Source organism: Nonomuraea sp. NPDC050663 (genome assembly GCF_044456985.1).
Taxonomy (GTDB): domain Bacteria; phylum Actinomycetota; class Actinomycetes; order Streptosporangiales; family Streptosporangiaceae; genus Nonomuraea.
The window spans coordinates 63,081-85,618 of sequence record NZ_JBITGL010000010.1 but is presented as its reverse complement, the minus strand read 5'-3'; the positions used below and the strand labels follow the sequence as shown (position 1 = coordinate 85,618).

The 22,538-nt window shown below is 70.5% G+C and carries 19 protein-coding genes, 1 other RNA gene and 1 pseudogene; 12 read left to right on the top strand and 9 right to left on the bottom strand.

What is annotated here, in order from left to right:
* Positions 1-50: 50 nt before the first annotated feature.
* The 3 genes from ACIBH1_RS29385 (at position 51) to ACIBH1_RS29375 (ending at position 2,788) form a co-directional block, all read left to right on the top strand.
* Positions 51-437 (top strand): VOC family protein, encoded by a 387-nt coding sequence (locus tag ACIBH1_RS29385; RefSeq protein ID WP_397317189.1) that lies wholly within the window; start codon positions 51-53, stop codon positions 435-437.
* Positions 434-1,246 carry an alpha/beta fold hydrolase gene (locus ACIBH1_RS29380; protein ID WP_397317187.1) on the top strand — a complete coding sequence of 271 codons (813 nt, stop codon included), beginning with the start codon at positions 434-436 and terminating at the stop codon, positions 1,244-1,246. The genes ACIBH1_RS29385 and ACIBH1_RS29380 overlap by 4 nt, the downstream gene beginning before the upstream one ends.
* A 165-nt stretch (positions 1,247-1,411) precedes the next feature.
* Positions 1,412-2,788, top strand: a complete 1,377-nt coding sequence (locus ACIBH1_RS29375; protein WP_397317186.1) for an amidase — start codon at positions 1,412-1,414, stop codon at positions 2,786-2,788.
* Here ACIBH1_RS29375 and ACIBH1_RS29370 read toward each other — a convergent pair.
* From ACIBH1_RS29370 to ACIBH1_RS29360, 3 genes are read right to left on the bottom strand one after another with little or no spacing between them, the layout of a single operon-like run.
* Entirely contained in the window at positions 2,781-3,845 is a 1,065-nt protein-coding gene (locus ACIBH1_RS29370; RefSeq protein ID WP_397317185.1) for a M20 family metallopeptidase, read from the bottom strand. The genes ACIBH1_RS29375 and ACIBH1_RS29370 overlap by 8 nt on opposite strands.
* Positions 3,842-4,864 (bottom strand): dipeptidase, encoded by a 1,023-nt coding sequence (locus tag ACIBH1_RS29365; protein WP_397317184.1) that lies wholly within the window; start codon positions 4,862-4,864, stop codon positions 3,842-3,844. Before ACIBH1_RS29365 ends, ACIBH1_RS29370 begins: the two co-directional genes overlap by 4 nt.
* Before the next feature lie 57 nt (positions 4,865-4,921).
* Positions 4,922-6,373, bottom strand: coding sequence for a flavin-containing monooxygenase (locus ACIBH1_RS29360; protein WP_397317183.1), 1,452 nt, complete (start codon positions 6,371-6,373; stop codon positions 4,922-4,924).
* Between the two features lie 79 nt (positions 6,374-6,452).
* On the opposite strand from ACIBH1_RS29360, the gene ACIBH1_RS29355 reads away from it, so the two are divergent.
* The 6 genes and pseudogenes from ACIBH1_RS29355 to ACIBH1_RS29330 form a co-directional block, all read left to right on the top strand.
* Complete coding sequence (locus tag ACIBH1_RS29355; RefSeq protein WP_397317182.1) at positions 6,453-7,256, top strand: Nif3-like dinuclear metal center hexameric protein; 804 nt, start codon at positions 6,453-6,455, stop codon at positions 7,254-7,256.
* Positions 7,257-7,258: 2 nt separating this feature from the next.
* Positions 7,259-7,999 (top strand): zinc ribbon domain-containing protein, encoded by a 741-nt coding sequence (locus ACIBH1_RS29350; protein ID WP_397317181.1) that lies wholly within the window; start codon positions 7,259-7,261, stop codon positions 7,997-7,999.
* Positions 7,996-9,264 carry a bifunctional RNase H/acid phosphatase gene (locus tag ACIBH1_RS29345; RefSeq protein ID WP_397317180.1) on the top strand — a complete coding sequence of 423 codons (1,269 nt, stop codon included), beginning with the start codon at positions 7,996-7,998 and terminating at the stop codon, positions 9,262-9,264. The genes ACIBH1_RS29350 and ACIBH1_RS29345 overlap by 4 nt, the downstream gene beginning before the upstream one ends.
* 164 nt (positions 9,265-9,428) lie before the next feature.
* Positions 9,429-9,825: RNase P RNA component class A (gene rnpB / locus ACIBH1_RS29340), an RNA gene on the top strand.
* Positions 9,826-10,540: 715 nt separating this feature from the next.
* On the top strand, positions 10,541-10,993 hold the full coding sequence (locus ACIBH1_RS29335) for a DUF6461 domain-containing protein (RefSeq protein WP_397317402.1): 453 nt from the start codon (positions 10,541-10,543) through the stop codon (positions 10,991-10,993).
* A gap of 102 nt (positions 10,994-11,095) precedes the next feature.
* Positions 11,096-11,533: pseudogene (locus ACIBH1_RS29330) on the top strand (transposase); the annotation flags it as partial.
* Between the two features lie 708 nt (positions 11,534-12,241).
* Here the strand turns inward: ACIBH1_RS29330 and ACIBH1_RS29325 are convergent.
* Both ACIBH1_RS29325 and ACIBH1_RS29320 read right to left on the bottom strand, forming a co-directional pair.
* Positions 12,242-12,763, bottom strand: coding sequence for an FxLYD domain-containing protein (locus tag ACIBH1_RS29325; RefSeq protein WP_397317179.1), 522 nt, complete (start codon positions 12,761-12,763; stop codon positions 12,242-12,244).
* A 240-nt stretch (positions 12,764-13,003) separates the two neighbouring features.
* The gene (locus tag ACIBH1_RS29320; RefSeq protein WP_397317178.1) at positions 13,004-13,927 is read right to left on the bottom strand and encodes an SDR family NAD(P)-dependent oxidoreductase; all 924 of its coding nucleotides are present in this window, start codon (positions 13,925-13,927) and stop codon (positions 13,004-13,006) included.
* A gap of 63 nt (positions 13,928-13,990) precedes the next feature.
* On the opposite strand from ACIBH1_RS29320, the gene ACIBH1_RS29315 reads away from it, so the two are divergent.
* Positions 13,991-14,758 carry a TIGR02452 family protein gene (locus ACIBH1_RS29315; protein WP_397317177.1) on the top strand — a complete coding sequence of 256 codons (768 nt, stop codon included), beginning with the start codon at positions 13,991-13,993 and terminating at the stop codon, positions 14,756-14,758.
* Between the two features lie 232 nt (positions 14,759-14,990).
* Here ACIBH1_RS29315 and ACIBH1_RS29310 read toward each other — a convergent pair whose 3' ends face one another.
* From ACIBH1_RS29310 to ACIBH1_RS29295, 4 genes are all read right to left on the bottom strand, one after another.
* Positions 14,991-15,998, bottom strand: a complete 1,008-nt coding sequence (locus ACIBH1_RS29310) for an NAD-dependent epimerase/dehydratase family protein (protein ID WP_397317176.1) — start codon at positions 15,996-15,998, stop codon at positions 14,991-14,993.
* A complete protein-coding gene (locus ACIBH1_RS29305; RefSeq protein ID WP_397317175.1) occupies positions 15,995-18,172 on the bottom strand; it encodes a SulP family inorganic anion transporter in 2,178 nt (725 codons plus the stop codon). The genes ACIBH1_RS29310 and ACIBH1_RS29305 overlap by 4 nt, the downstream gene beginning before the upstream one ends.
* 109 nt (positions 18,173-18,281) lie before the next feature.
* Complete coding sequence (locus tag ACIBH1_RS29300) at positions 18,282-19,607, bottom strand: hypothetical protein (protein ID WP_397317174.1); 1,326 nt, start codon at positions 19,605-19,607, stop codon at positions 18,282-18,284.
* Positions 19,608-19,802: 195 nt separating this feature from the next.
* Positions 19,803-20,396: a YbhB/YbcL family Raf kinase inhibitor-like protein gene (locus tag ACIBH1_RS29295; RefSeq protein ID WP_397317173.1), complete on the bottom strand. Its 594-nt coding sequence runs from the start codon at positions 20,394-20,396 to the stop codon at positions 19,803-19,805.
* A gap of 201 nt (positions 20,397-20,597) precedes the next feature.
* On the opposite strand from ACIBH1_RS29295, the gene ACIBH1_RS29290 reads away from it, so the two are divergent.
* Both ACIBH1_RS29290 and ACIBH1_RS29285 read left to right on the top strand, forming a co-directional pair.
* Positions 20,598-21,107, top strand: a complete 510-nt coding sequence (locus tag ACIBH1_RS29290; RefSeq protein WP_397317172.1) for a PH domain-containing protein — start codon at positions 20,598-20,600, stop codon at positions 21,105-21,107.
* On the top strand, positions 21,104-22,522 hold the full coding sequence (locus tag ACIBH1_RS29285; protein ID WP_397317171.1) for a PH domain-containing protein: 1,419 nt from the start codon (positions 21,104-21,106) through the stop codon (positions 22,520-22,522). Before ACIBH1_RS29290 ends, ACIBH1_RS29285 begins: the two co-directional genes overlap by 4 nt.
* Positions 22,523-22,538: the final 16 nt, after the last annotated feature.

The window sequence follows — 22,538 nt, the reverse complement described above, 5'->3', positions numbered from 1 at the left end:
TGGCCCGGCATTCTTGAGGACATCAGCCAGAACCTGAAGGGAAATCCGAAATGTCGTACACGCTCTTCGTGAACCTGCCGGTCAAGGACCTCAACCGCTCCAAGGCCTTCTTCACCGACCTGGGCCTGCAGATCTTCGGCATGATGGACGACATGGCCTCGGTCGTCATCAGCGAGCGCACCCAGGTGATGCTCTTCACCGAGCCCGCCTTCGCCGGCTACGCCCGCAACGAGATCGTCGACCCCGCCAAGGCCACCCAGGCCATCCTGGTGCTCGGGCTCGACAACCAGGAGCAGGTCGACGAGCTGGTCGGCAAGGCGCTGGCCGCCGGCGCCACCGCGATCGGCGAGCCGGTCAACGCCGGCGGCCGCTACACCCGCAGCTTCGCCGACCCCGACGGCCACCACTGGGCCGCCCTCTGCCTGGTCCAGCCGTGAGCGCTCCCGGAATCGCCCGGCCGGTGCGCTGCCGGGCCGTCTCCGCCGACGGCACCCCCATCGCCTACGACCGGTACGGCAGCGGCCCGGCCGTGGTGCTGGTGCACGGCGCCTTCACCGACAGCTCTCACCCCGTCCTGTGCGGCGTCGCCGCCGCCCTGTCCCCGTGGTTCACGGTCGTCAACTACGACCGGCGCGGCAGGGGCGGCAGCGGCGACGCCCCCGCCTACACGGTCGAGCGCGAGCTGGACGACCTGGCGGCCGTGATCGCGGAGGCGGGCGGGCCCGCGATGGTGTTCGGCGGCTCCTCGGGCGCCGCCCTCGCGCTGCGGGCCGCCGCCCGGTTCCCCGTGGCCAAGCTCGCCCTGTGGGAGCCGCCCTACCACGTCGACGCCACCGCGCCACGCCTGCCGGACGACTTCGCCGGGCGGCTCGAAGCGCTGGTGCGCGGGGGCCGGCGCGCGGAGGCGGTCGAGCGGTTCATGGTCGAGGCCGCCGAGGTCCCGGCCGAGGCGGTCTCGGGCATGCGCGGCCACGAGTCGTGGCGGGAGATGGAGGCGCTGGCCCACACCCTGGCCTACGAGGCCCACGTGATGGGGCCGGGCAACGAGCTGCCCACGGCGATGCTCGCCGGGATCAGCGGGCCCGCCCTGGTGCTCAACGGCGCCGAGAGCCCCGGCTGGATGCGCAACGCCGGCCTGGCCGTCGCCGGGGCCCTGCACGCGTCCCACCGCCTGCTCGACGGCCAGACCCACGCGGTCAGCGCGCAGGCGCTCGCCCCCGAACTCCTGGAGTTCTTCACGGCCTGACCGCCGGGGAAAACCGGTCGACACAGGCGAGAGCCGCGGCCCACGATGGTCGCGATGGACCGAGCGTAGAACCACGTCGATCAGCGGCAGGCGACGGCCGGCAGTGGCCGTCGCCCTCTTCAGCGCGCTTCGCGCACCCACTGACGATCGACGAGAGACGGGTCCATGAACATCGACGACTACACCGCCCACGATGCCACCGGCCTGCGCGAGCTGATCAGCGCGGGTCACGTCACCGCCGCCGAGGTCGAACAGGCCGCCAGGCAGGCGCTGACCGAGGCGAACAACCGGGTCAACGGCCTGGCTTCGCCGCCGTTCTCCCCGGCGCTCGGCCACGACCCCGGCGGCCCGCTCGCCGGGGTGCCATTCCTGATCAAGGACATCGGGCCGATGGCCGCCGGGGTGCCGTTCTTCCTGGGCAGCCGCGCCCTGGGGCCCGGCGTGCCCGCCCGCGGCGACACCGACCTGATGCGCCGCTTCCGCGCGGCCGGGCTGGTCACGCTCGGCCTGACCACCATGCCGGAACTGGGGCTCTGCTTCACCACCGAGCCGGTGCGCTTCGGCCCGGCACGCAACCCGTGGGACCTCGGGCGCAGCGCCGGAGGGTCGAGCGGCGGCGCGGCCGCCCTGGTCGCGGCGGGCGCCGTGCCCGTGGCCCACGCCAGCGACGGGGCCGGCTCGATCCGCGTCCCGGCCGCGTGCTGCGGGCTCGTCGGGCTCAAACCCAGCAGGGGGCGCGTGCCGTACGGCCCCGACCTCGGGGAGGCGGGCTTCGGCATGGTGGAGCCGTTCGTGCTGACGCGCACCGTGCGGGACACCGCGCTCATGCTCGACGTCGTCAGCGGCCCGGCCACGGGCGACAAGTACACCGCTCCGCCGTACCCCGCGCTGCCGGGACCGCGACGGCTGCGCGTCGCGGTCACCACCGAGGCGTGGTCGGGCGCGCCGGTCGACCACGAGGTGGCCGCCTCGGCCGAGCGGACGGCGCTTCTGCTCCAGCGGCAGGGCCACCTGGTCGAACGGGCCTCGCCCGCCGTCGACTGGGACGCCGTCATCCAGGCGCTCGTCGTGACGCAGATCGCCTTCCTGGGCTCGGTCTTCCGGCACTCGCCTCTCGACCCCGCGCTGCTGGAGGGGGTGAGCAGGAGCACGCTGGAGGCGGCGGGCGAGCTCGGCGCGCTGGACCTGATGGCCGCGCTCGACGCCCAGAACCGCGTCACCAGGTCGGTCGCGGCCTTCTTCACCGACCACGACGTGCTCGTCACGCCGACGATGGCGAGGCTTCCCGCGCCGCTGGGCACGATCCGCTACGACGAGCCCGGACTCGAACTCGAACCGTTCGTGCGGTCGATGTTCGACCACGCGCCCTTCACGCCGCCGTTCAACGTCACGGGACAGCCGGCGATCAGCCTGCCACTCGGGCGCAGCGTGTCGGGGCTGCCGATCGGCGTGCAGCTCGTGGCGGGCTACGGGCGCGAGGACCTCCTGCTGACCCTGGCGAGCGGGCTGGAACAGGAGGCCCCCTGGCCGCGCGTCAGCTGAGGACGGCCCGCACCAGGCCGCGCAGCAGCGCCGTGCGCGGCTCCATCTCGGCCGCGATGACGTGCTCGTGATCGGCGTGGGCGCCGCCGCCGACGCCGCCGAGCCCGTCGAGCGTCGGCACGCCGATCCCGGCGGTGAAGTTGCCGTCGGACGCGCCGCCCACCGACGCCTCGGTCAGCTCCGGCTGGCCGAGGGTCGCGGCCACCTGCTGCGCCAGGGCGAACAACGACGCCGACATGGCGGTCTCCAGCGGAGGCCGGTTGGGGCCGCCCGACACCTCCAGCCGCGAGCCGTCGAGCACCGGGGCCAGCTCGCGCACGGCCCGGTCGACCCGCGCCTGCTCGGCCAGCGTCGGCACGCGCACGTCGACGCCGACACGGGCCTGGGCGGGCACGGTGTTCAGCGTGGTGCCGCCCGACAACACGGTCGGCACCACGCTGGTCGCGCCCGAGCCGAGCCCGGCGACCGCGAGGATCTGGTGAGCCAGCTCCACGCCCGCGTTGATCCCGCGCTCCGGCTCCAGCCCAGCGTGGGCGGCCCTGCCGTACACCTGGACCTCGTAGTTGGAGGTGCCCTTGCGCCCGGTCTTCAGCGCGCCGCCGTCGGCGCTCGCCTCGGTGACGAAGGCCGCCGCGAGACCGCGCGCCGTCTCCTCGATGAGGCCGCGCGAGGTGATCGAGCCCACCTCCTCGTCGCCGGTCACCAGGATCGTCACGCCGTCGAGGTCGGGCAGCCCGGCCAGCGCGTGGAAGATCTGGACGAGTCCTGACTTCATGTCGAACACGCCGGGTCCCCTGGCCACCCCGTCCACGACCGACCACGGGTGCGTGCGCAGTGTCCCGATGGGCCAGACGGTGTCGTGGTGGCCGAGCATCAGCACCCGCGGCGCGCCGAAGCTCCACCGCAGGTGCGTCACGCCGTCGATGACGATGTACTCGGGCTCGGCCCCGAGCAGGCGCCGTCCGAGCGCGCCGACGACCTTGGCGCTGCGCGCCACGGCCTCCAGGTCGGCGGAGTACGACTCGCAGGTGACGAGCTCTTCGAGGTCGCCGATCATGCCAGCCGCTCCAGGAAGAACCGGTGCATGTTGCCCCCCATGATCTTGAGGATGTCGTCGTCGGGCAGGCCGCGCTTGGCCAGCCCCTCGGTCACCATCGGCAGCCCCGCGGGGCCCTCCAGGCCCGGGATCGCCGACAGCACGTTCACGCCGAGGGTGTTCGTCAGCTCCTCGCAGCACCAGCCGGGCGTCAGGTCGAGGTAGACCTCGCGCACGAAGTCGGCGCCGATGCCGACGTGGTCGACGCCGATCACCGACACCATGTGCTCGAAGTGGTCGAGCAGGTCGTCGAGGGTGGCCTCGCCCTCGCTGAGGAAGGGCGCGAAGAAGTTCACGCAGACGATGCCGCCCGTCGCGGCCACGCCGCGCAGCTGCTCGTCGGTGAGGTTGCGGTGGTGGTCGCGCCTGGCCCGCGCCGAGGAGTGCGTGGCCATCACCGGCTTGGTCGCCAGCTCCAGCACGTGGGCGACGCCCGTGGCGCCCAGGTGGGAGACGTCGAAGATCATCCCCAGGCGCTCCATCTCGGCCAGCGCCGCCACCCCGTGCGAGGTCAGCCCGCTGCCCGTGGCGTCCTCGCCGCTGCCGTCGGCCAGCGGGGTGCGGCCCCAGTGGGCGATCGACGCGATGCGCACGCCCAGCCGGTGCAGGGTCGAGATCAGCTCGGTGCTGGCGTCGAGCCCCGGCATGCTCTCCAGCGCCAGGACCAGGGCGATCACGCCGTCGGCCAGCGCCGCGTCGATCTCGGCCCCGGTACGGCACAGCCGTACGGCGTCGGCGTTGCCCTCGGCGAGCACGTGAGCGCACTCGATCATGCGCAGCGTCTGGCGCAGCGCGCCCTCGGGGCGGAACTCGTCGTCGATGAACACCGGCAGGACCAGGAGCCTCACGCCGCCCTCGCGCAGCTGCGGCAGCCACTGCTCGCGGAAGAAGGCGGCCCACCGCTCCGGCGGGCGGGCGGAGACCGCCATCAGCAGGTCGTTGTGCGCGTCGGCGACTATCGCCTGGTCGTGGAGGGTCATGACCAGCACGTTATCGGGTCAGAGCGGACCATCACTCGTCGCCGGGACCAAGTCGGCTCACCCGTATTTGTACATCGGTCCAGGACTGCGGGAGGTGAGCCGCTTGTACAGGGGAGTCGGGCCGGGCCAGTTGTTGGTGACGCGCCCGCCCGCGGTCTTGTACCAGCTGCGGCAGCCGTTCCCCCACACCATGCGCTCCATGGCCCGCTCGAGCTGCCCGGTCCAGGCCGCCATGACCTGCGGCCTGACCTCCATCGGGCCGCGGCTGACCAGGTACGGCAGGCAGCGCATGATGTGGTCCACCTGGCATTCCAGCATGAAGACGATGGAGTTGTGCCCCAGGTTGGTGTTGGGCCCGTACAGCAGGAACAGGTTGGGGAAGCCGGGCACCGAGATGCCGAGATAGGCCTCGGCCCCGTCCTTCCACTGCTCGTGCAGCTTGCGGCCGTCGCGGCCCGTCAGATCGATCGGGGCGAGGAACTCCGTGCTCAGGAAGCCGGTGCCGTAGACGATCGTGTCGACCTCGTGCAGCCCGCGGTCGGTCTCCACGCCCTTGGGGGTGATCCGCGTGACCCTGTCGGTGACCACGTCGACGTTGGGCCTGGTCAGCGCCGGATAGAAGCGGCTGTCGATGACGACGCGCTTGCAGCCGGGCGGGTAGTCGGGGGTCAGCCTGGCGCGCAGCCCGGGGTCGGCGACCTGGGCGTGGAGGTGGGCCAGGGCGCGCTTCCTCAGTAACTGCGTGCTCCAGCCCCCGGCCAGCGCCGGGTAGAGGGTGCCCTCGGCGTAGCGGTAGATCCATTCGCGGTAGGCACGCTGCAGCCCCGGCACGAAGTGCAGGGCGCTCTGGACGAGCGGGGTGAACTCGGCGTCGGGCTTGGGGATCACCCAGTTGGGCGTGCGCTGGAAGACCGTCAGGCGCCCGGCCCGCTCCGCCACCTTCGGGATGAACTGGGCGGCGGAGGAGCCGGTGCCGATCACCGCCACCCTGCGGCCCGACAGGTCGTGGTCGTGGTCCCACCTCGCGGAGTGGAACGCGACGCCCTCGAAGTCGCCCATGCCCTCGATCTCCGGCATGTGGGGGCGGTTCAGCTGGCCCACCGCGGCGACGACCACGTCGTACTGCTCGGTACGGCTCGCGCCTGCCGTACCGGTCTCACGCGAGGTCACCCGCCACCCGGCGCCGTCGAAGGCCGCGTCGGTCACCTCGGTGGCGAACCTGATCTTCCGCCTGACGTCGTACTTGTCGGCGCAGTGCTCCAGGTAACCGAGGATCTCCGGCTGGCCGGGATAGCGGCGGGTCCAGCTGGCGTACTTCTCGAACGAATAGGAGTAGAGATGGGAGGGGATGTCGCAGCCGGCGCCCGGATAGCTGTTGTCGCGCCAGGTGCCTCCCACCGCATCGGCCTTCTCGAAGACCGTGTAGGAGGTGATTCCCGCCTTCTCCAGTCGAATCGCCATGCACAACCCGCCGAACCCGGCGCCGATGATCGCGATCCTTGGCGTCATGCCCGTCCTCCCGCACGTCAGGATCCACTTACAGTACGCCGAACCCCGTTCTGGCGACAGCCCTCGATAGTCTTCACTGGTGACGAAGCTCGAGGATGTCATCAAGGAACTCGAGACCGCCTACCCGCCGGAGCGCGCGGAGTCCTGGGACGCGGTCGGCCTGGTCAGCGGCGATCCCGCCCAACCCGTGCGCAAGGTGCTCTTCGCCGTCGACCCGGTGCCGGTCGTCGCCAGGGAGGCGATCGCGTGGGGCGCCGACCTGATCGTCACCCACCACCCGCTCTGGCTGCGCGGCACCACCAGCGTGGCGACCACCGGCTACAAGGGCCGGCTCATCCACGACCTCATCAAGCACGACATCGCGCTCTACACCGCCCACACCAATGCCGACGTGGCCAACCCTGGCGTCTCCGACGCGCTGGCCAGGGCGGTCGGCCTCGTCGGCGACCTGGTGCCGCTGCAGCCCTTCCCCGACGACCCGTGGCGAGGGCTCGGCCGCATCGGCGACCTGCCCACCACCGTCACGCTGGAGTCCTTCGCGCGCGCCGTACTCCTCGGCCTGCCCGAGACCAACGGCGGCATCAGGGTGGCCGGCGACCCGCAGAGCCGCGTGCGGCGCATCGCCGTCAGCGGCGGCGCCGGCGACTCGCTGCTCGCCGCCGCCCGCAAGGCCGGCGTCGACGTGTTCCTCACCGCCGACCTGCGCCACCACCCGGCCAGCGAGTTCGCGGAGACCGGCGGCCCCGCGCTGATCGACGCCGCCCACTGGGCCACCGAATGGCCCTGGCTGGGCAGCGCCGCGTCGATCCTGGCCGCCAGTGGCGTTAACGTTGAGACGCGTGTCTCCGCCACGGTCACCGATGCTTGGACAAGAGGATATTGATCATGAAAGCCGCCCCTGCCGCTCAGCTGCGCCTCCTCGACCTGGCTGAGCTCGACGCCGCCGCCGACCGCCTCGCACACCGGCGGCGCACCCTGCCCGAGCTCGCGGAGATCGATGAGCTCACCAAGCAGTACGCCCGCATCGTCACCCAGGTGATCGAGGCCGAGACCGAGGCCGGCGACCTGGCCCGCGAGCAGACCAAGGCCGAGGGCGACGTCGACGCCGTGCGCCAGCGCTCCGAGCGCGACCAGAAGCGCCTCGACTCCGGCCAGGTCACCTCTCCCAAGGACCTGTCCAACCTGCAGTCCGAGATCACCTCGCTGCAGCGCCGCCAGGGCGACCTCGAAGAGATCGTGCTGGAGATCATGGAACGCCGCGAGGCCGCCGACACCACGGTCACCGACCTCGTCGCCCGCCGCGACGAGATCGGCTCCACGCGCGCCGTCCTCGAAGAGCGCCGCGACGCCGCCTTCGCCGAGATCGACAAGGAGGCAGGCGAGGTCGCCGGCCGCCGCACCGACATCGCCGCCGAGATCCCCGCCGACCTGCTCGGCCTCTACTCCAAGCTGCGCGAGCAGTACACCGTCGGCGCCGCCAAGCTCTCCGGCACACGCTGCATGGGCTGCAAGGTGTCCCTGTCGATCGCCGACATGAACGCCATCAAGCGCGCGCCCGCCGACGAGGTCGTGCGCTGCGAGGAATGCCGCCGCATCCTCGTCCGCACCCCCGAGCCGGGCCTGTGACCTCCTACCTCATCGAGGCCGACGGCGGCTCCCGCGGCAACCCGGGCCCCGCCGGCTACGGTGCGGTCGTCAAGGACGCCACCGACGGCCAAGCCCTCGTCGAGCGCGCCGAGGCCATCGGGATGGCGACCAACAACGTCGCCGAATACCGGGGGCTCATCGCCGGCCTGCACGCCGTGCTGGAGCTCGCGGGGGAGGGCGCCTCCGTCGAGGTGCGCATGGACTCCAAGCTGGTCATCGAGCAGATGGCCGGACGGTGGAAGATCAAGAACGAAGGCCTGCGACCCCTCGCCTCCGAGGCCGGCGAACTCGCCCGGCGGCTGCGCGTCACGGGGTGGACGTGGATCCCGCGCGAGCGCAACTCGCACGCCGACCGGCTGGCGAACGAGGCCATGGACGCGGCGGCCAAGGGGATGAGATGGCAGGCGGGCGACTCGCCGTCGCCATCTTCGCCGCCAGTGCCGTCGTCCCCGTCTTCGCCGCCGTCGTCGTCCCCGCTGGTTTCCTCGCCTGGGTTGTCGTCACCCTCCTCCACTCCCGCGGAGCCCGTCGACCTCCTCGACCTCGCCGAGCCCACCAGCGGCACCCCCAACCAGGCCGGAACCGGCGGGCGTGCCCCCTCCGAAACCGGGAGCGGGTGGCGTGCCCCCACCACGACGGCCACCACCCTCCTCCTCCTACGCCACGGCCAGACCGCCCTCTCCGTCGAGCGGCGCTTCTCCGGCACCGGCGACCCCGAACTCACCCCCACCGGCCTCACCCAGGCCACCCGCGCCGCCGAACACCTGGCGCAGATCGCACCCGACGCCATCGTCTCCTCCCCGCTCAAACGAGCCCGCCAGACCGCGGAGGCCCTGGCCCGCCTCACCGGCCTCGACGTCGACATCGACGAGGGACTCAGAGAAACCGACTTCGGCGCCTGGGAAGGCCACACCTTCACCGAGATCCAGCGCCGATGGCCCGCCGAACTGTCGGCCTGGCTCGCGGACCCGGCCGTCGCGCCGCCGGATGGGGAGAGTTTCGGGGCAACGGCGCGACGGGTCCAGCAGACCCGGGAACGGCTCGTGGAGCGCTACGCCGGCCGTACCGTCGTGGTCGTCTCGCACGTCACCCCGATCAAGATGCTGCTGCGCTTCGCGCTCCTGGCTCCCCCGGCCGCGCTGTACCGCATGCACCTCGACCTGGCGTGCCTGTCGCGGATCGAGTACTTCGCCGACGGGCAGTGCGTCGTCAAGTACTTCAACGACACCGCCCACCTGCGCTGAGCACCTCTTCTTCGAACCCCGGCCGCACCAGGTTCCGCCAGAACACCTGGCACGGCCGGAGTGAAACCGCCACCGTCCCCCTCGGACAGCGACAAGCTCATTCGATCCCATCGATCTTGTCTCTCGGTTGGAGATCGCTTGTGGTTTGGTAGTCTCCTTTCCGACGAGCCGGCCGGGCGGCCGCGTCGGGCCACCACGGTGACCCGCCGAGGAAGGTCCGGGCTCCACAGGGCAGGGTGGTCGGTAACACCGACCCGGGGTGACCCGCGGGACAGTGCCACAGAAAACAGACCGCCCCCGCCTTTCGGCGGGGGTAAGGGTGAAACGGTGGTGTAAGAGACCACCAGCGCCCACGGCGACGTGGGCGGCTCGGTAAACCCCACCCGGAGCAAGGTCAAGAAGGAGCACTTCAGCAGAAGCGCTCCGCGCGCGGCGTCCGAGGGCTGCCCGCCCGAGCCGCGCGGGTAGACCGCTTGAGGCTGCCGGCAACGGCAGTCCTAGATGGATGGTCGCCCCTTCGCTCGCGAAGGACAAAACCCGGCCTACAGGCCGGCTCGTCTCCACTCCTCGTGACCTGGGAGGGAGTGCGTGGGCCCCAAGGCCGGGCCACATCTAGCGCCGAAGCGAACGCCTGGTCCATCCCTGCGGCCGAGCTCACCCATTTCTGGCAGGCGAGTGCCACCAAGCCGCAGCTCGGTGGCAAGAGAATCCTTGGGTTGTCCCTGTTCAATCGGTAGTTGGCCGGACGACCACAGAATCCAATTACGTCCAGAGAGTGCACGTTAGGGACCGCTACGGCTACGGCTCTCGGTCGGTGTTCACCGCAGCCGAGCGAACCCCTTGGCAAGCGCCCGAGGCGATGGGATATGACGAGTTTCCGCTCGCAGGGGCGGTTGAGGGTGTGGGATACAACGACTGAGACATATCGCTCAAGTTCGTCGGCGCCAAGGCCAAGCAAGCGGGCGGCGCAACTCAGAAGACCTTCTGGGCCCGCTACCGCATCCTGCAGGCGACTGGTTCTTCGTTTCCTGCAGTAGCGCGTCTAACGCCTGACCCATCAAGCTGACTCACGACAGGCGCCGATCAAGCCGTCGGGCTGGTCGGCGCTCGCTCCACGTAAGGACATCGGAATGCCTGTAGGCGAGGCGGAAGCGTACCACCGGGACATCGCCGGCTACTTCGCCGAAACGATCTGCATCACCTGGTGTGAGGGGCTCGATTTGGACAAGGTGGCCGTCGTCTTCGGCAGTGGTTTGGACACTGGCCTGCGTTATACCTGGCCCGAGGCGGAGAGCGCCGGCTTCGAGGCGCGGGAAGAGGCGGGCGCGTCAGCTGCAGCGCAATCGCCGGGCAACTCGGCTCCTGGGTGGTCGTCGTGGAACCGGATTTCGGTGACAAGGGTTCCGACCACGAAATCCTCGGAGCGTTGTCTGCGAAGGGAAGAGCCCTCAACGTCTATTCAGGAGTGAACAGTCACAGCATCGAGTACTTTGTGCGTTCCCGGCGGCTTACGCTCCTCCAGTTCCGGGAGATGGGGGAGGAGCCGTTCGATCGACAGGGCGATCGACCCAACCTTTTGGACGATCTCGTCGAGGACTTCTCCGGCAAAGGAGCGACCGATTTCCAGGCCTTCGCCCTGGCCTTGGCCGAGCAGATGACCGGCGTCCGCCTGTCTCACGAATGGCTCTTCGACAAGCACCGCTGGCTGCACTGGGACAGCTACGACTAAGCCGTGACTCGTTTGGCGGTCAGTCGTTAGATCAGGCGTGGATGCCTCCTTCAACGGCTGGTGTGAAGAGCTGGTCCGGCGCGTGCCCACTCGCCCACAGGTCGTGGAAGGCGGCGCGTCGAGGATGGGGTGATCTTGGCTGCGATCGTGTATGTGGCCACGATTAGGTGCGCCTGGCGACAGCTGCCGCCGGTGTTCGACGCTTCCTGGCAGATGATGCATCGCCGCTTCATTGGATGGAGCACCGCCCGCGCGTGGGCCAAGCCGTACCGCGTCCAGCCAGGTCTCCCGATCGCTGCCGCGATCAGCTCTGCCAACACCTGCGGCAGCCTAACGCTGGAACCGGCGGTGCAGCGCCACCCCGATCCGTTCGCGCCATGGCCCACGGCGCCGCCAGCCGCCAATCCCCACGGCGACGAACTAGGACTGTCCCCACGCTCGTGCCTTTCCTACGCATCGCCCGCCGGGAAACGTTCAGCCAGCGGCTGGGACGGCACGGCAGGATGGGGAGCGGACAGTCTCCTGCTGGCAGGATGCTGACGATTACACCGCCGCTATGAACGACTGTCCCATCGTGCGGCATCCTTCGTCGCCACTGTCGCACCCCTCATCTGCCACCGCCGACTCTTCAAATGAGTCACCGTCTAGGTCTGGACCAACGGGATTAAGCTTCTGCCGAGCCTGCCTCTAGCGGCGCGGTCGGCCCCGTTGACCACCCAAGGTGCTGAGCACTGGCGGACGGTCTGGGCGGCGGGGCGAAGCTGCTCATCACACGCCGGGGTATCGAGCACGGCGCCGGCCTGGTGTTCATCGGCGGGTGATCGATCGGCTACTGGCCGGCCCGCACTGCTCGATACCGTGCTCGGAAGTTCGTCCAGGCCAGGATCGCGCCTGCGAAGATGAGGAACGCCGCGATGCCCCCTGACAGCAACCGGCGAGATGGGCACCCGGGATCAGTGGGTTGGTAGCCCTCGCCGAGGAAGGCACTTCCACACGTCAACGAACTGTGGCCATCCCATCCCCAAGGGTTGGGGAAGAAGAAGCCGAGCGCAACGCCGCTCACCACCATGACCACGCCGAGCACCCACCAGGCCCTGCTCATAGCCGGCCACGATAGATCAGCTGAAGAGACGACGCCAGTAGGGGATGCCGCGTCGAGTGGGCGTCGCGACTGGACACGGATCCAGGTCGCCTTGTCAGCAGTTCTTGGTCGCGTACGGCAGGCGTCGGCGAATCGTTCAAGAACGCCTAGTCGATCTGTACATCGGCGAGCGTGCACGTGATCTTGGTGTGAGGTCTTACCTGCTTAGCAAGGACAACGGTGGTGAAGCGACCCCGCTGCCCCGGAGCGAGGTCTTCGGCCTGGCCCTGAGCCGCGTCGATCCGCGTTCCCACCCCGTCCGTGATGTCGAAGCCGATCCGGACCGTGGCCTTGTGTTCGCTGGTATTGACCACTGTTCCCTCCACCACGGGCAGGTCCAGGGCGTTGATGCCGCACTTGGCGATCTTCACGGACTTGAATGCCTGCTCGTTGTCGCTGCTGGCTGAGGGGCCGCCTCCATGGGTGGCGGTCCGATCGTTGCTGCCGGCCCAGACGAAGGCCTGGATGGCGAAGAGCGCTATGGCCAGCAGCGAGAGCAGCAGGCCGATGACCGACATCGCGGTGCTGTGGTTGGTCGTGAACGACATGATGGCCAGGACGAGGCCGATGATGCCCAGGGGCAGCGACAGGAGCCCGAGCACCGGCAGCAGTCCGAAAATCGCGCCCACAGCGCCGACGATGAGGCAGCTCAGGGCAAGGCCGGTCTTCCTCGCTGGCGGTGGCACAGGTGGTGGCGTGTACGGCTGAGCCACGCCACGGTCTCCCCCCTTGCTCATCGGGGGAGGTTCTTGGTATCGGTGTACCACACGCGCCTCAGCGGGTGGTGTCCAGGACCGGCTGGACGTCGACCCGCCTTCAGGTCGGTCAGCTGTACACGCCGATCGCATCGATCAGGGACGACGCCATGGTCAGTCCTGGTCCGCCGCTTCTCGCCACGCGTGCAGCGTGTGTTCCGGGCGGTGGGCGAGGGTGCCGGAGTCGAGGACCAGGGTCTGGCCCGTGATGCACCGCGACTTGGCCGAGGCGAGGAACGCCACCAGGTTGGCGACGTCCTCCACCTCGCACGCCCACGGCAGGAGGCGCTCGGCGGCCTTGTCGGCCAGGCGGGCGGGGCCGAGGGCGCGGTGGGCGGTGGGGGTCATGACGAGGGCGGGGGCGATGGCGTTGCACCGGATGCCGTGCTTGCCGTACATGGTGGCGGCGTAGCGCACGAAGCCGGTGAGTGCGGCTTTGGAGGTGCCGTAGGCGGCGTGGTCGGTGTCGCCGGTGAGGCCGGACACCGAGGCGGTGACGACGATGGAGCCGCCTTCCGTCATGGCGGGGGCGGTGTGTTTGACCATGAGCATGGCGCCGCGCAGGTTGACGGCCATGGTGCGGTCCCAGACGTCGACGTCCATGTCGGTGAGGGAGTGGTCGCGTCCGAAGACGTCGCGGCCGAGGGCGGCGGCGTTGGAGTGGAGGACGTCGATGCGGTCGCCGTAGGCGCTGGTGAGGGCGGCGAGGGCGGCTTTGACCTGGGGTTCTTCGGAGACGTCGCAGGGGAGGGGGAGGGCTTGGCCGCCCTGGGCGGTGATGGTGGAGGCGGTCGCCTGGGCGGCTTCCGGTGAGATGTCGAGGATGCCGACGCGGGCGCCCTCCGCGGCCAGGCGGGTGGCGCAGGCGGCGCCGATGCCCGATCCGGCGCCGGTGACGACGGCTACCAGGCCGTCCAGACGAAGCCGGCCGTCCGAGCCGGCCTGACCCTCCGAGCCGGCCTGACCCTCCGAGCCGGCCTGACCCTCCGAGCCGGCCTGACCCTCCGAGCCGGCCTGACCCTCCGAGCGGTGTCGCATGAATCCGATCATGGCCGTTGAAACCCGATTGCGCCATGTGTCCCCGGGCCCGAGCCTGGGGGTATGCGTGAACACTGGAGAGCCGTCGCCGCCGACACCATGGAGATCCTCTCCCGCGGCTGGTACGACAGCCCGTCGGGAACCAGGGTGGCCGTGGCGGGCGCGTTGCGCGAGGTGGCCGTGCACGGTCCGGACGAGCGGTTGCGGCGGCCGGGGGAGCGCGGCAAGACGACGATCGAGGTCGTGGAGAGGTCGACGCTGGCGGCGGCCAGGGGGATGCGGGCGCCGGTGGTGCTGAACTTCGCGTCCGCCAGGAGCCCGGGCGGCGGGTTCCTGAAGGGGGCGCAGGCGCAGGAGGAGAGCCTGGCCAGGGCGTCGTCGCTCTACCTGTCGCTGCGGGAGGCCAGGGCGTTCTACGCCGCCCATCCGCGCGGGTCGAGCCTGCTGTACACCGATGCCGTCGCCTACTCGCCCGACGTGCGCGTGTTCAAGGACGACGAGGGCCGTCTGCTCGCCGAGCCGTACCGGATGGCCGTGATCACTTCGGCGGCGCCCAACACGCGCAAGCTCACCGGGCGGGAGCTGGCGCGGGTGCAGGAGACGCTGGCCAGGCGCGGGCGCAGGGTGCTGGAGGTGGCGGCCGCGTACGGGCACGACGAGCTGGTGCTGGGCGCGTGGGGGTGCGGCGTGTTCGGCAACGATCCGGGGGTGGTCGCGGCCTGCTTCAGGGAGCTGCTGGAGGGGGAGTTCGGCGGCGTGTTCCGCCACGTCGTCTTCGCGGTCCTGGGGCGGCGCACGTTCGAGGTCTTCGAGGAGACACTGGCGGCCTGAAGGCGGTGGAGGGCGGGGGTGGGCTCGCCCCGCCCTCCTGGGCCCTGGGAGTCGGGGCCGTTGTGTCCGCGCCACGGGGAGGGCTGCGGACACAGGGCCGACGTTATGCCGGGACCGGCGGGATGTCTGTGCAGAAATGCGCTTACGAGCGGTTCTGCCGCTCCTCCAAGACGTACGAGCGCTTCTGCCGCTCCTCCAAGACGTACGAGCGCTTCTGCCGCTCCTCCAAGGCTTACGAGCGCTTCTGCCACTCCTCCAGGATGGCCTGCTCCTTCTCCGGCGCGATGCCGTGCTGGCGGCTGCTGCCGTACACGCGCGACTCCTCCGGGATCTCCCGCAGCCACTCCCACGTGTCGCGCACCGTCTCCAGCACCGGCCGCGAGCGCAGCCCGGCGGCGAAGGCCCGCTCGGTGGAGGCCGACCAGAAGTTGTCCATGTCAGGACCGGGCGGAGCCCACAGCGGAAGCTCCACGAAGGTCCCGACCTCGCGGTCGAGCAGGAACTGGTCGTCGACCCAGACGAACGACGCGTCGGAGCCGGTGACCTCCTTGCACATCTCCAGCCACGAGCCGTAGGTCGCGTTGCCCGGAGGGCCGGTGACGATGAAGCGGTCGGTGACCCCGGCCTCCGACTGGTCGAGCGTGAAGGCGGCGATGTCGCGGGCGTCGATGAGCTGCAACGGCACCGAGGGCGATCCCGGGGCGAGCACCTGGCCGCCGTGCGAGATGCGGGTCAGCCACCAGGGCAGGCGGGCCACGTTCTCGTACGGCCCGAGGATCAGGCCCGGCTGGATGAACAGGGCGTTGCCCTCGAACCCGATGGAGACCGCACGCTCGCAACCCGCCTTCAGGACGCCGTAGTCGCCGTCTTCGGGCCCGGCGTCGGGCTCGCACGCCCACAGGCCGGACTCGTCGGTGCCCGGCTTGGTCGGGAAGCCGTCGAGCGCTGAGATCGTGGAGATGAAGGCGTAGGTGGTGGCATGTCCGGACAGGGCCTGGGCGGAGGCCAGGACGACGCGAGGCACGTAGCCGCAGGTGTCGACGACGATGTCCCAGTGGCGCCCGTCGACGAGCCGCTCCAGGTCGGCGGCCTCCTCGCGGTTGCCGTGGATCTCCTCGACGCCGGGCAGGCTCCCGGACACGCCGCGGTTGAAGGTGGTGACCGTGTGACCGCGGAGCAGCGCCTCTTCGACGATGTGACGGCCGAGGAAGCGGGAACCGCCAAGGACCAGAATTCTCATAGCACCATATTTCCGGTACGGCGGGCAGACCCGGAAACATCTTCACCAACAGCGGAAAGTACCTCGACCCTGGCCGCCCCGATGTCGAAGTAGAGCCCCACCAGCTCCAGCTGCCCTGACCGCACCAGCTCGTCCACCCGGCGGTAGGTCCGCAGGTTCTCCAGCTGCTGCAGCACGTTGACCCGGCACAGCCGGTCGAGCGGCCCGGCGCCGGGACCGTCGTGGTCGGCGATGTACCGCGCGAGGCTGTGGTTGCCGTGGCGCAGCCAGCGCCGCAGCCCCGGCATGCTGCCCGCCTTGACCCCGCCGCTGAGCAGCCCGGCCATCGCCCCGCACCCGGAGTGCCCGCACACGGTGATGGTCCGCACGTGCAGCACCTGGGTGGCGTACTCGATGGCCGCCACGACCGAGTCGTCGGTCGGCCCGATGCCGCAGCGTGGCACCAGGTTGCCGATGTTGCGCACGGTGAACAGGTCGCCGGGGCCGGAGGCGGTGATCAGCGAGGGCACGATCCGGGAGTCGGCGCAGGTGATGAACAGGTGCGAGGGCATCTGCTTGTGTGCGAGCTCGGTGAAGATGGACCGCACCAGCGGCGCCGTACGCTCGTGGAACTCCTTGGCGCCCGACTCCAGCGCCGCCGGGCCGCCCTGGCGCGGCACCAGCCGCCGGTGCGTCCACGGCAGCCACCAGCGGTCGGGGGCCTTCGGCGGCGTCTTGGCGGGGAACATGCGCGAGCCGCTGGCCGCGATGGTGTACCACTCGTCGTGCAGCTCGTCGATCTCCACGCTCCCGCCGCCGCGTTCGTGCTCCAGCCTCCAGGTGTGGATGGTCTCGAACGCGGCGTTGTCCATGAAGTCGATGTTCAGGTCGAGGTCGACGTCGGCCCCGGCGGGCACGGAGCGCAGCGCGGCCGTGAGCCGGGGCACGCCGAGGAACATGAGCGAGCCGTTGACCGCCACGTGCCAGCGCCCGTCGTTGCGCCGGCGGGCCTGCACGCTCACCCAGGTCAGCCTGCGCAGCGTCAGGAAGGCCGCCAGCGCCAGCCCCACCAGCACCCCCTCGCCCAGGCCCAGCAGCACCACGCCGAGCAGGGTGACGACGTATATGGGCACCTCGCCGTGCCCGTGCACCTTGCGCACGTGCCCCAGATTGATCATCTGGATGCCGATGAAGACCAGGAGCGCCGCCAGCGACTCCATGGGGATCAGCCGGACGGTCCATCCCAGGCCCAGGCAGAACACCACGACCCAGCAGCCGTGCATGATGGCCGACCAGCGGCTGCGCGCGCCCGCGGTCTTGTTCGCGGTGCTGCGCACGATCACCCCGGCGACCGGCAGCGCGCCCAGCGCCCCGGCCACCACGTTGGCGATGCCTTGCCCGGTCAGCTCCTTGTCGAGGTCGACGCGGTGACCGTCGACCGCGACCGAGCACAGCAGCGACTCCACCCCGGCCAGCAGCGCGACCAGGAGCACGGCGCCGACGATGCCGTGCCAGTCGCCTGAGGGCAGCACCGGCAGCTGGATCTGGGTGAACAGGCCGGACAGGTCGACGCGGGTGACGTCCCAGCCGAGCAGCCCCGCCGCGAGGGCCGCGATGACCAGCGCGGCCAACGGCGCCGGGATCAGCCGCATCTTCTGCGGCAACCGCGTCCAGACCAGCAGGACGGCGATGGTCAGCAGCCCGACCGCGGCGGCGTGCCCGTGCAGGTCGGCGATCTGCGCGGGCAGCTCCAGCAGGTTCTCCACAGCCGAACGTTGCGGGCTGCCGCCGAGCACGATGTGCAGCTGAGACAGCGCGATCACCACGCCGACGCCCGCCAGCATGCCGTGCACCACGGCGGGCGAGACGGCCAGCGCCGCCCTGGCGACGCGGAAGAGGCCGAGCAGCAGCTGCACCACCCCGGCCAGCAGCGTGATCATGCAGGTGGCGCGCCAGCCGTAGGTGTGCACGAGATCGGCGACCACGAGCGACAGGCCCGCCGCAGGCCCGCTGACCTGTACGGCGGAGCCGCCGAAGAATCCTGCCACGATGCCGCCCACGGCGGCGGCGACGAGCCCGGCTGCCAGGGGCGCGCCCGAGGCGACCGCGATGCCGAGCGACAGCGGAACGGCTATCAGGAAGACCACCAGTGAAGCGGGCAGGTCGTATCGCAGAATGCCGTTACGCTCAGTCATGGCGCAGACACTAATGGGCGCCCAGTGGCGCCCATAAGTGCTGATCAGCGGTTTTTACGTGATCATGAAGGGTCCGTCGCACCTCCCTCGCGCGAGGACCCCGTCCGGATCAGCGGTAGTAGTCGTTCAAGTCCTGGTCGCCGGCACGTCGTCCGGCGCCGGCCTCCTGCTGCTGCGAGCCGTACATCTCGCCGTAGGTCGGCCAGGTGTTGGCGGGCGGCTCGGGCCACGCGGCCGGGCTCGACGGAGCACCGGGGGTGGTGTAGCCGGCCCGCTCGTAGGCCGGGGGCGACAGCACGTCGTCGTAGGCCGAGACCGCCCGACTGGGCGCGGTCGGCGTGCCGACGGCGGGGGAGGGTCCGGTCAGCGCGTCGCCGTCGGGCGCCGCGTAGCCGGGTCCCACCTCGTAGGAGTAGGTGCCGTTGGTGTAGCCGCCCTCGAACGCCGGCCACGAGCCACCGGCGGGCGCCGGGTCGTCGAGCACGTCGTGCGAGGCCGCCGGCCACGAACCCGAGGCCGTGCCGGGCAGCGGCTGCTGCCAGGTGGTCTCCAGGGCGTCGTTGCCGTAGGCGGGGAACGGGTCGCTGGTCGGCGCGCTGTGGACGGCGCCGCCGTTGACGGCGGGGAACGAGCCCGAGGCGCTCACCGCGGGGAAGGAGCCCGACTGGCTCACCGCGGGGAACGAACCCGACGCGCTCGCGGCCGGGAACGAACCCGAGGCCGTGGCGGCCGGGAAGGAGCCGGTGGAGGCGGCGCTGACCGGCTGGAACGAACCCGTCGAGGGGCCGTTGTTGGCGGCCGCGGTGTGTGAGCCGTTGTGCGTGGAAGGCAGGGATTTGCTGCCGGGGCCCAGGATGCTCATCACGTCGGGCGTGGGCGCGGCGAAGGTGACGGTGCGCTGGTCGGCCACGTCGTTCTTCTGCGGCTCCACCAGGCTGCCGAGCGAGGCGGCGGCCGCGGCGGGCCGGGCGACGGGCCGTTCCACCGGGCGCTGCGGCAGAGGGGCCTGCACCGTGGTGGCATTGGCGTCGTCGGAAACCGTCTCACGCGGCCTCGTGCTGGCCTGGCGCGGCCTCACCGTGCCGCTGGCCCCGAAACCGCCCTCGGCCGCATCGCTGCGGATGCTGGCCCAGAACTCCTCGTCCTCGTCGTCCGAGGACGGATTGCCCCACTCGTCGACGCCGCGCTTGCCACGCTGGCCACTGCGGACCGGCTTGGGCTTGTCTTCGTCGATCGGGCTGAAGTCGGGGCTGAAATTGCTCATCCGCGGCTCGTGAGCTGCGAACTCGTCCGTCGAGCGGATCTGAGTGCGCTCCTCGCGGTCAATGAGCTCCTTCATACGCTCGGGCGGGAGGGAACTCTCCCGCTTGTTCATCGACCTCATGCCCAGCGCCACGACTACGAGCACGAGGAGCACGACTGCGACCAAGATCACGACGACCGCTACCATTGCACCACCTCAGCCATGGCCTCCCTGTGACGCCAGTGGGATCGCGCGGCCATCGACGCGATCCTCCCCCATTTGATCACTAACGTCTAACAATTGGATCTGATTGTGCCGACTACTAGGAGGGTTGTCACACCCTAAGTGAAGAATTGGTAACCACTACTACCTGCAGTGTTCGCCCTCTCACTCGATGTCGACGGCGGTCAGGCGTCCACGAGCGATTGTCAGATCCGCGATGCCCTGGAGGATCTCGGCGAGGGGGGTGCTCTCCGAGAGCTCGAGCTGGTCACTGAGCGCGTAGACGCTGAATCGGAAGTTTCCCTTGCCGTCGGACTCGGGACAGGGCGGGTTGTAGCCACGCTTGCCGTTGGCCAGCCGTGCCTGCTTCGAACCGGGGGGCACGTCGTTCGGCTTGGCGCCCTCGGCGGGGATGCCCGGGGCCAGCACGGTGGTCCGGGCGTCGATGTTGTAGATGATCCAGTGCACTGCCTGGCTCGTCGACGAGTAGTCGTCGACGACCACCGCGAAGGTCTTGGCCTTCGGCAGCGGCTTGCTCGACCAGTTCAGCGGGGGACTGCCCAGGCTGCCCTGGCAGGTGTATTCGAGGGGAAGTGCGCCACCTTGGCGGAACTCCGAGCTTTTGACGTTGATCAGGGCGATCTCCTCGGCGGCGGAGGCGCCGCCCCGAAGGAAGCCGCACCCGGCTGCGGCGAACACCAGGGTCGCCGCCGCCATCTTGACGACGACGCTGCGAGTGGAGGAGTGACGCAGCCCCATGCCGGATGATGCTACGCGCCTCCGGACGATGCGCAGACCGTTTCGGGTTGCTCCGTGACTCGGATACGGGCCGAAAACATCAGGAAGCCTGGAGGGCTTGGCGCCCCCAATACCTGTTCAAGCTGCTGAGATACCTGATCCGGGTACAACGGGCCTACGGCAAAGGGAGCGACCCAATCGCGGTCGATTTAGGGTGATTGCGTGAGAATCCGTGAGCCTGCGCAGCGCGTCTCCCCGAAGGCCCGGCTGTTGTGGCTGCTTCACTCACTGGCCGCCTTCGTGGTCCTGGCCGCCGGCTCGTACTTCATCGCACGCTGGATCGGGACCAGCCGGTGGGGCTGGGTGCCGGACTGGATGGACGAATCCTGGTGGATCGTCCCCGTCGTGGTGATCGCCCTGTGCCTGCCGGCGCTCGCGGCCGAGCCCTTCGTGCGCTACGCCGTCCACCGCTGGGAGCTGTCAGGAGACGTCGTCTACGCGCGCTCGGGCTTCCTCACCCGCGAATGGGTCTTCGTGCCCGTCAGCCGCATCCAGACCGTCGACAAGTCGCAGGGCTGGTTCGAGCGCCTGCTCGACCTGGCCACCCTCGAGATCCGCACCGCCTCCCACGCGGGCTCCTCACGGATCAACGGCCTGGCGTACGGCACGGCGGCCGAACTGGCCGAACTCCTGGCCCGCCGCGCCGAGGAACTCAGGGACGACGCCACATGACAGCGGGTACGGCGGCGCGGCTCAGCCCCAAGGTGCTGCTGATCGACCCGGTCAGGATGGTGCCCTCGCTCCTGCTGCCCCTGCTCGGCGTGCTGTTCGCGGGCGGATTCTCACCCGTCTCCTACGGGTGGGCCGCCGCCGGGCTCGGCGGCGGCGTGGTCTTCGCCGTCGTGCGCTGGCTCACCTTCACCTACGCGATCGTGGGCGACCGGCTGGAACTGCGCCGCTCGCTCATCAGCCGCTCGGTCAAGACCATCCCCCTCGAACGCATCCGCGGCGTCGACATCGCCTCACCGCCCCTGCTGCGCATCTTCGGCCTGGCCGTCCTGAAGATCGACACCGGCGCCACCGGCCAGGAAGGCGAGCTCAACGGCGTCACCCTCGCCGAGGCCGAGCGGCTCAAGGCCGTCCTGCTGCGCCAGCAGCACGCCGCACCCGCCCAGGCCCAGGACGTGCTGTTCAAGCTGCCCAGGCGCTGGCTCCTGTACGGCCCGCTGTCCGGCGCCTACCTCCTCACCCCCTTCGCCCTCGCGGGAGGCGCCATCGGCCTGGCCTTCCAGATCGGCGAGGAACTCGGCCTGGGCCGCCAGGCGCTGCGCGCCGGACGCGAACTGGTCAACCACCCCGACCTGCTCATCCTGGCCATCCTCGTCCTGGTCGTGCTCATGCCGATCGCGGGCGGCATCATGTACGCCCTGTTCGCCTGGGACTTCACCCTCCGCAGCCGCGAAGGTCACCTCGTCGCCGAACGCGGGCTGCTCACCCGGCGCAGCGTCTCCCTGGAGAGCGCCCGCGTACGCGGCTACGAGAGCGTCGACGCGCTCGCGGAACGCTGGGCGGGCGTGGTGCGCGTCTGGGCCATCGTCACCGGGCTGGGGGACTCTCAGACGCGCGGGCAACTGCTGCCCGACGTGCCGCGCGCCGTCGCCGCCGACCTCACCGCGCGAGCCGTCGGACCGTACACCGGACCGCTCATCGCCCACCCGCCCGTCGCCCGGCAGCGGCGGCTCTTCCGCGCCGTCGCCCCCTGGCTGGCCCTCGCCCTCGCCTGGGCCGTGCTCGCCCCGCCCGCGTGGCCCGGTCTCGTCCTGGCCTCGCTCGCCCTGGCCGGGCTCGGGGTGCCGCTCGGGCTCGACCGCTACCGGTCACTCGGGCACGGGTACGACGGGGCGCGGCTGTCGGTCCGCTCGGGGTCGCTGCGGCGCTCCCAGGCGGTCGTCGAACGACGGGCCGTCGTGGGCTGGCGGCTGCGGCAGACGGTCTTCCAGCGGCGCTCCGGAGTGCTCACCGTCATCGCCGGGGTGGGGGCGGGGCGCGGGGGCTACCACGCCGTGGACGTGTCGCGCGAACAAGCGGTGGCGTTCACGCGGACGGTGACGCCCGAGTGGGTGGCGCCCTTCCTCGTGAACGACTGAGGGCGGGCCCCATGCC

Bases quoted from the DNA above. Each gene is read 5' to 3' on its own strand.
- ACIBH1_RS29385 (WP_397317189.1), top strand. From the start codon at position 51: ATGTCGTACACGCTCTTCGTGAACCTGCCGGTCAAGGACCTCAACCGC.
- ACIBH1_RS29375 (WP_397317186.1), top strand. From the start codon at position 1,412: ATGAACATCGACGACTACACCGCCCACGATGCCACCGGCCTGCGCGAG.
- ACIBH1_RS29370 (WP_397317185.1), bottom strand. From the start codon at position 3,845: ATGATCGGCGACCTCGAAGAGCTCGTCACCTGCGAGTCGTACTCCGCC.
- ACIBH1_RS29365 (WP_397317184.1), bottom strand. From the start codon at position 4,864: ATGACCCTCCACGACCAGGCGATAGTCGCCGACGCGCACAACGACCTG.
- ACIBH1_RS29360 (WP_397317183.1), bottom strand. From the start codon at position 6,373: ATGACGCCAAGGATCGCGATCATCGGCGCCGGGTTCGGCGGGTTGTGC.
- ACIBH1_RS29350 (WP_397317181.1), top strand. From the start codon at position 7,259: ATGAAAGCCGCCCCTGCCGCTCAGCTGCGCCTCCTCGACCTGGCTGAG.
- ACIBH1_RS29320 (WP_397317178.1), bottom strand. From the start codon at position 13,927: ATGCGACACCGCTCGGAGGGTCAGGCCGGCTCGGAGGGTCAGGCCGGC.
- ACIBH1_RS29315 (WP_397317177.1), top strand. From the start codon at position 13,991: ATGCGTGAACACTGGAGAGCCGTCGCCGCCGACACCATGGAGATCCTC.
- ACIBH1_RS29310 (WP_397317176.1), bottom strand. From the start codon at position 15,998: ATGAGAATTCTGGTCCTTGGCGGTTCCCGCTTCCTCGGCCGTCACATC.
- ACIBH1_RS29305 (WP_397317175.1), bottom strand. From the start codon at position 18,172: ATGACTGAGCGTAACGGCATTCTGCGATACGACCTGCCCGCTTCACTG.
- ACIBH1_RS29295 (WP_397317173.1), bottom strand. From the start codon at position 20,396: ATGGGGCTGCGTCACTCCTCCACTCGCAGCGTCGTCGTCAAGATGGCG.
- ACIBH1_RS29285 (WP_397317171.1), top strand. From the start codon at position 21,104: ATGACAGCGGGTACGGCGGCGCGGCTCAGCCCCAAGGTGCTGCTGATC.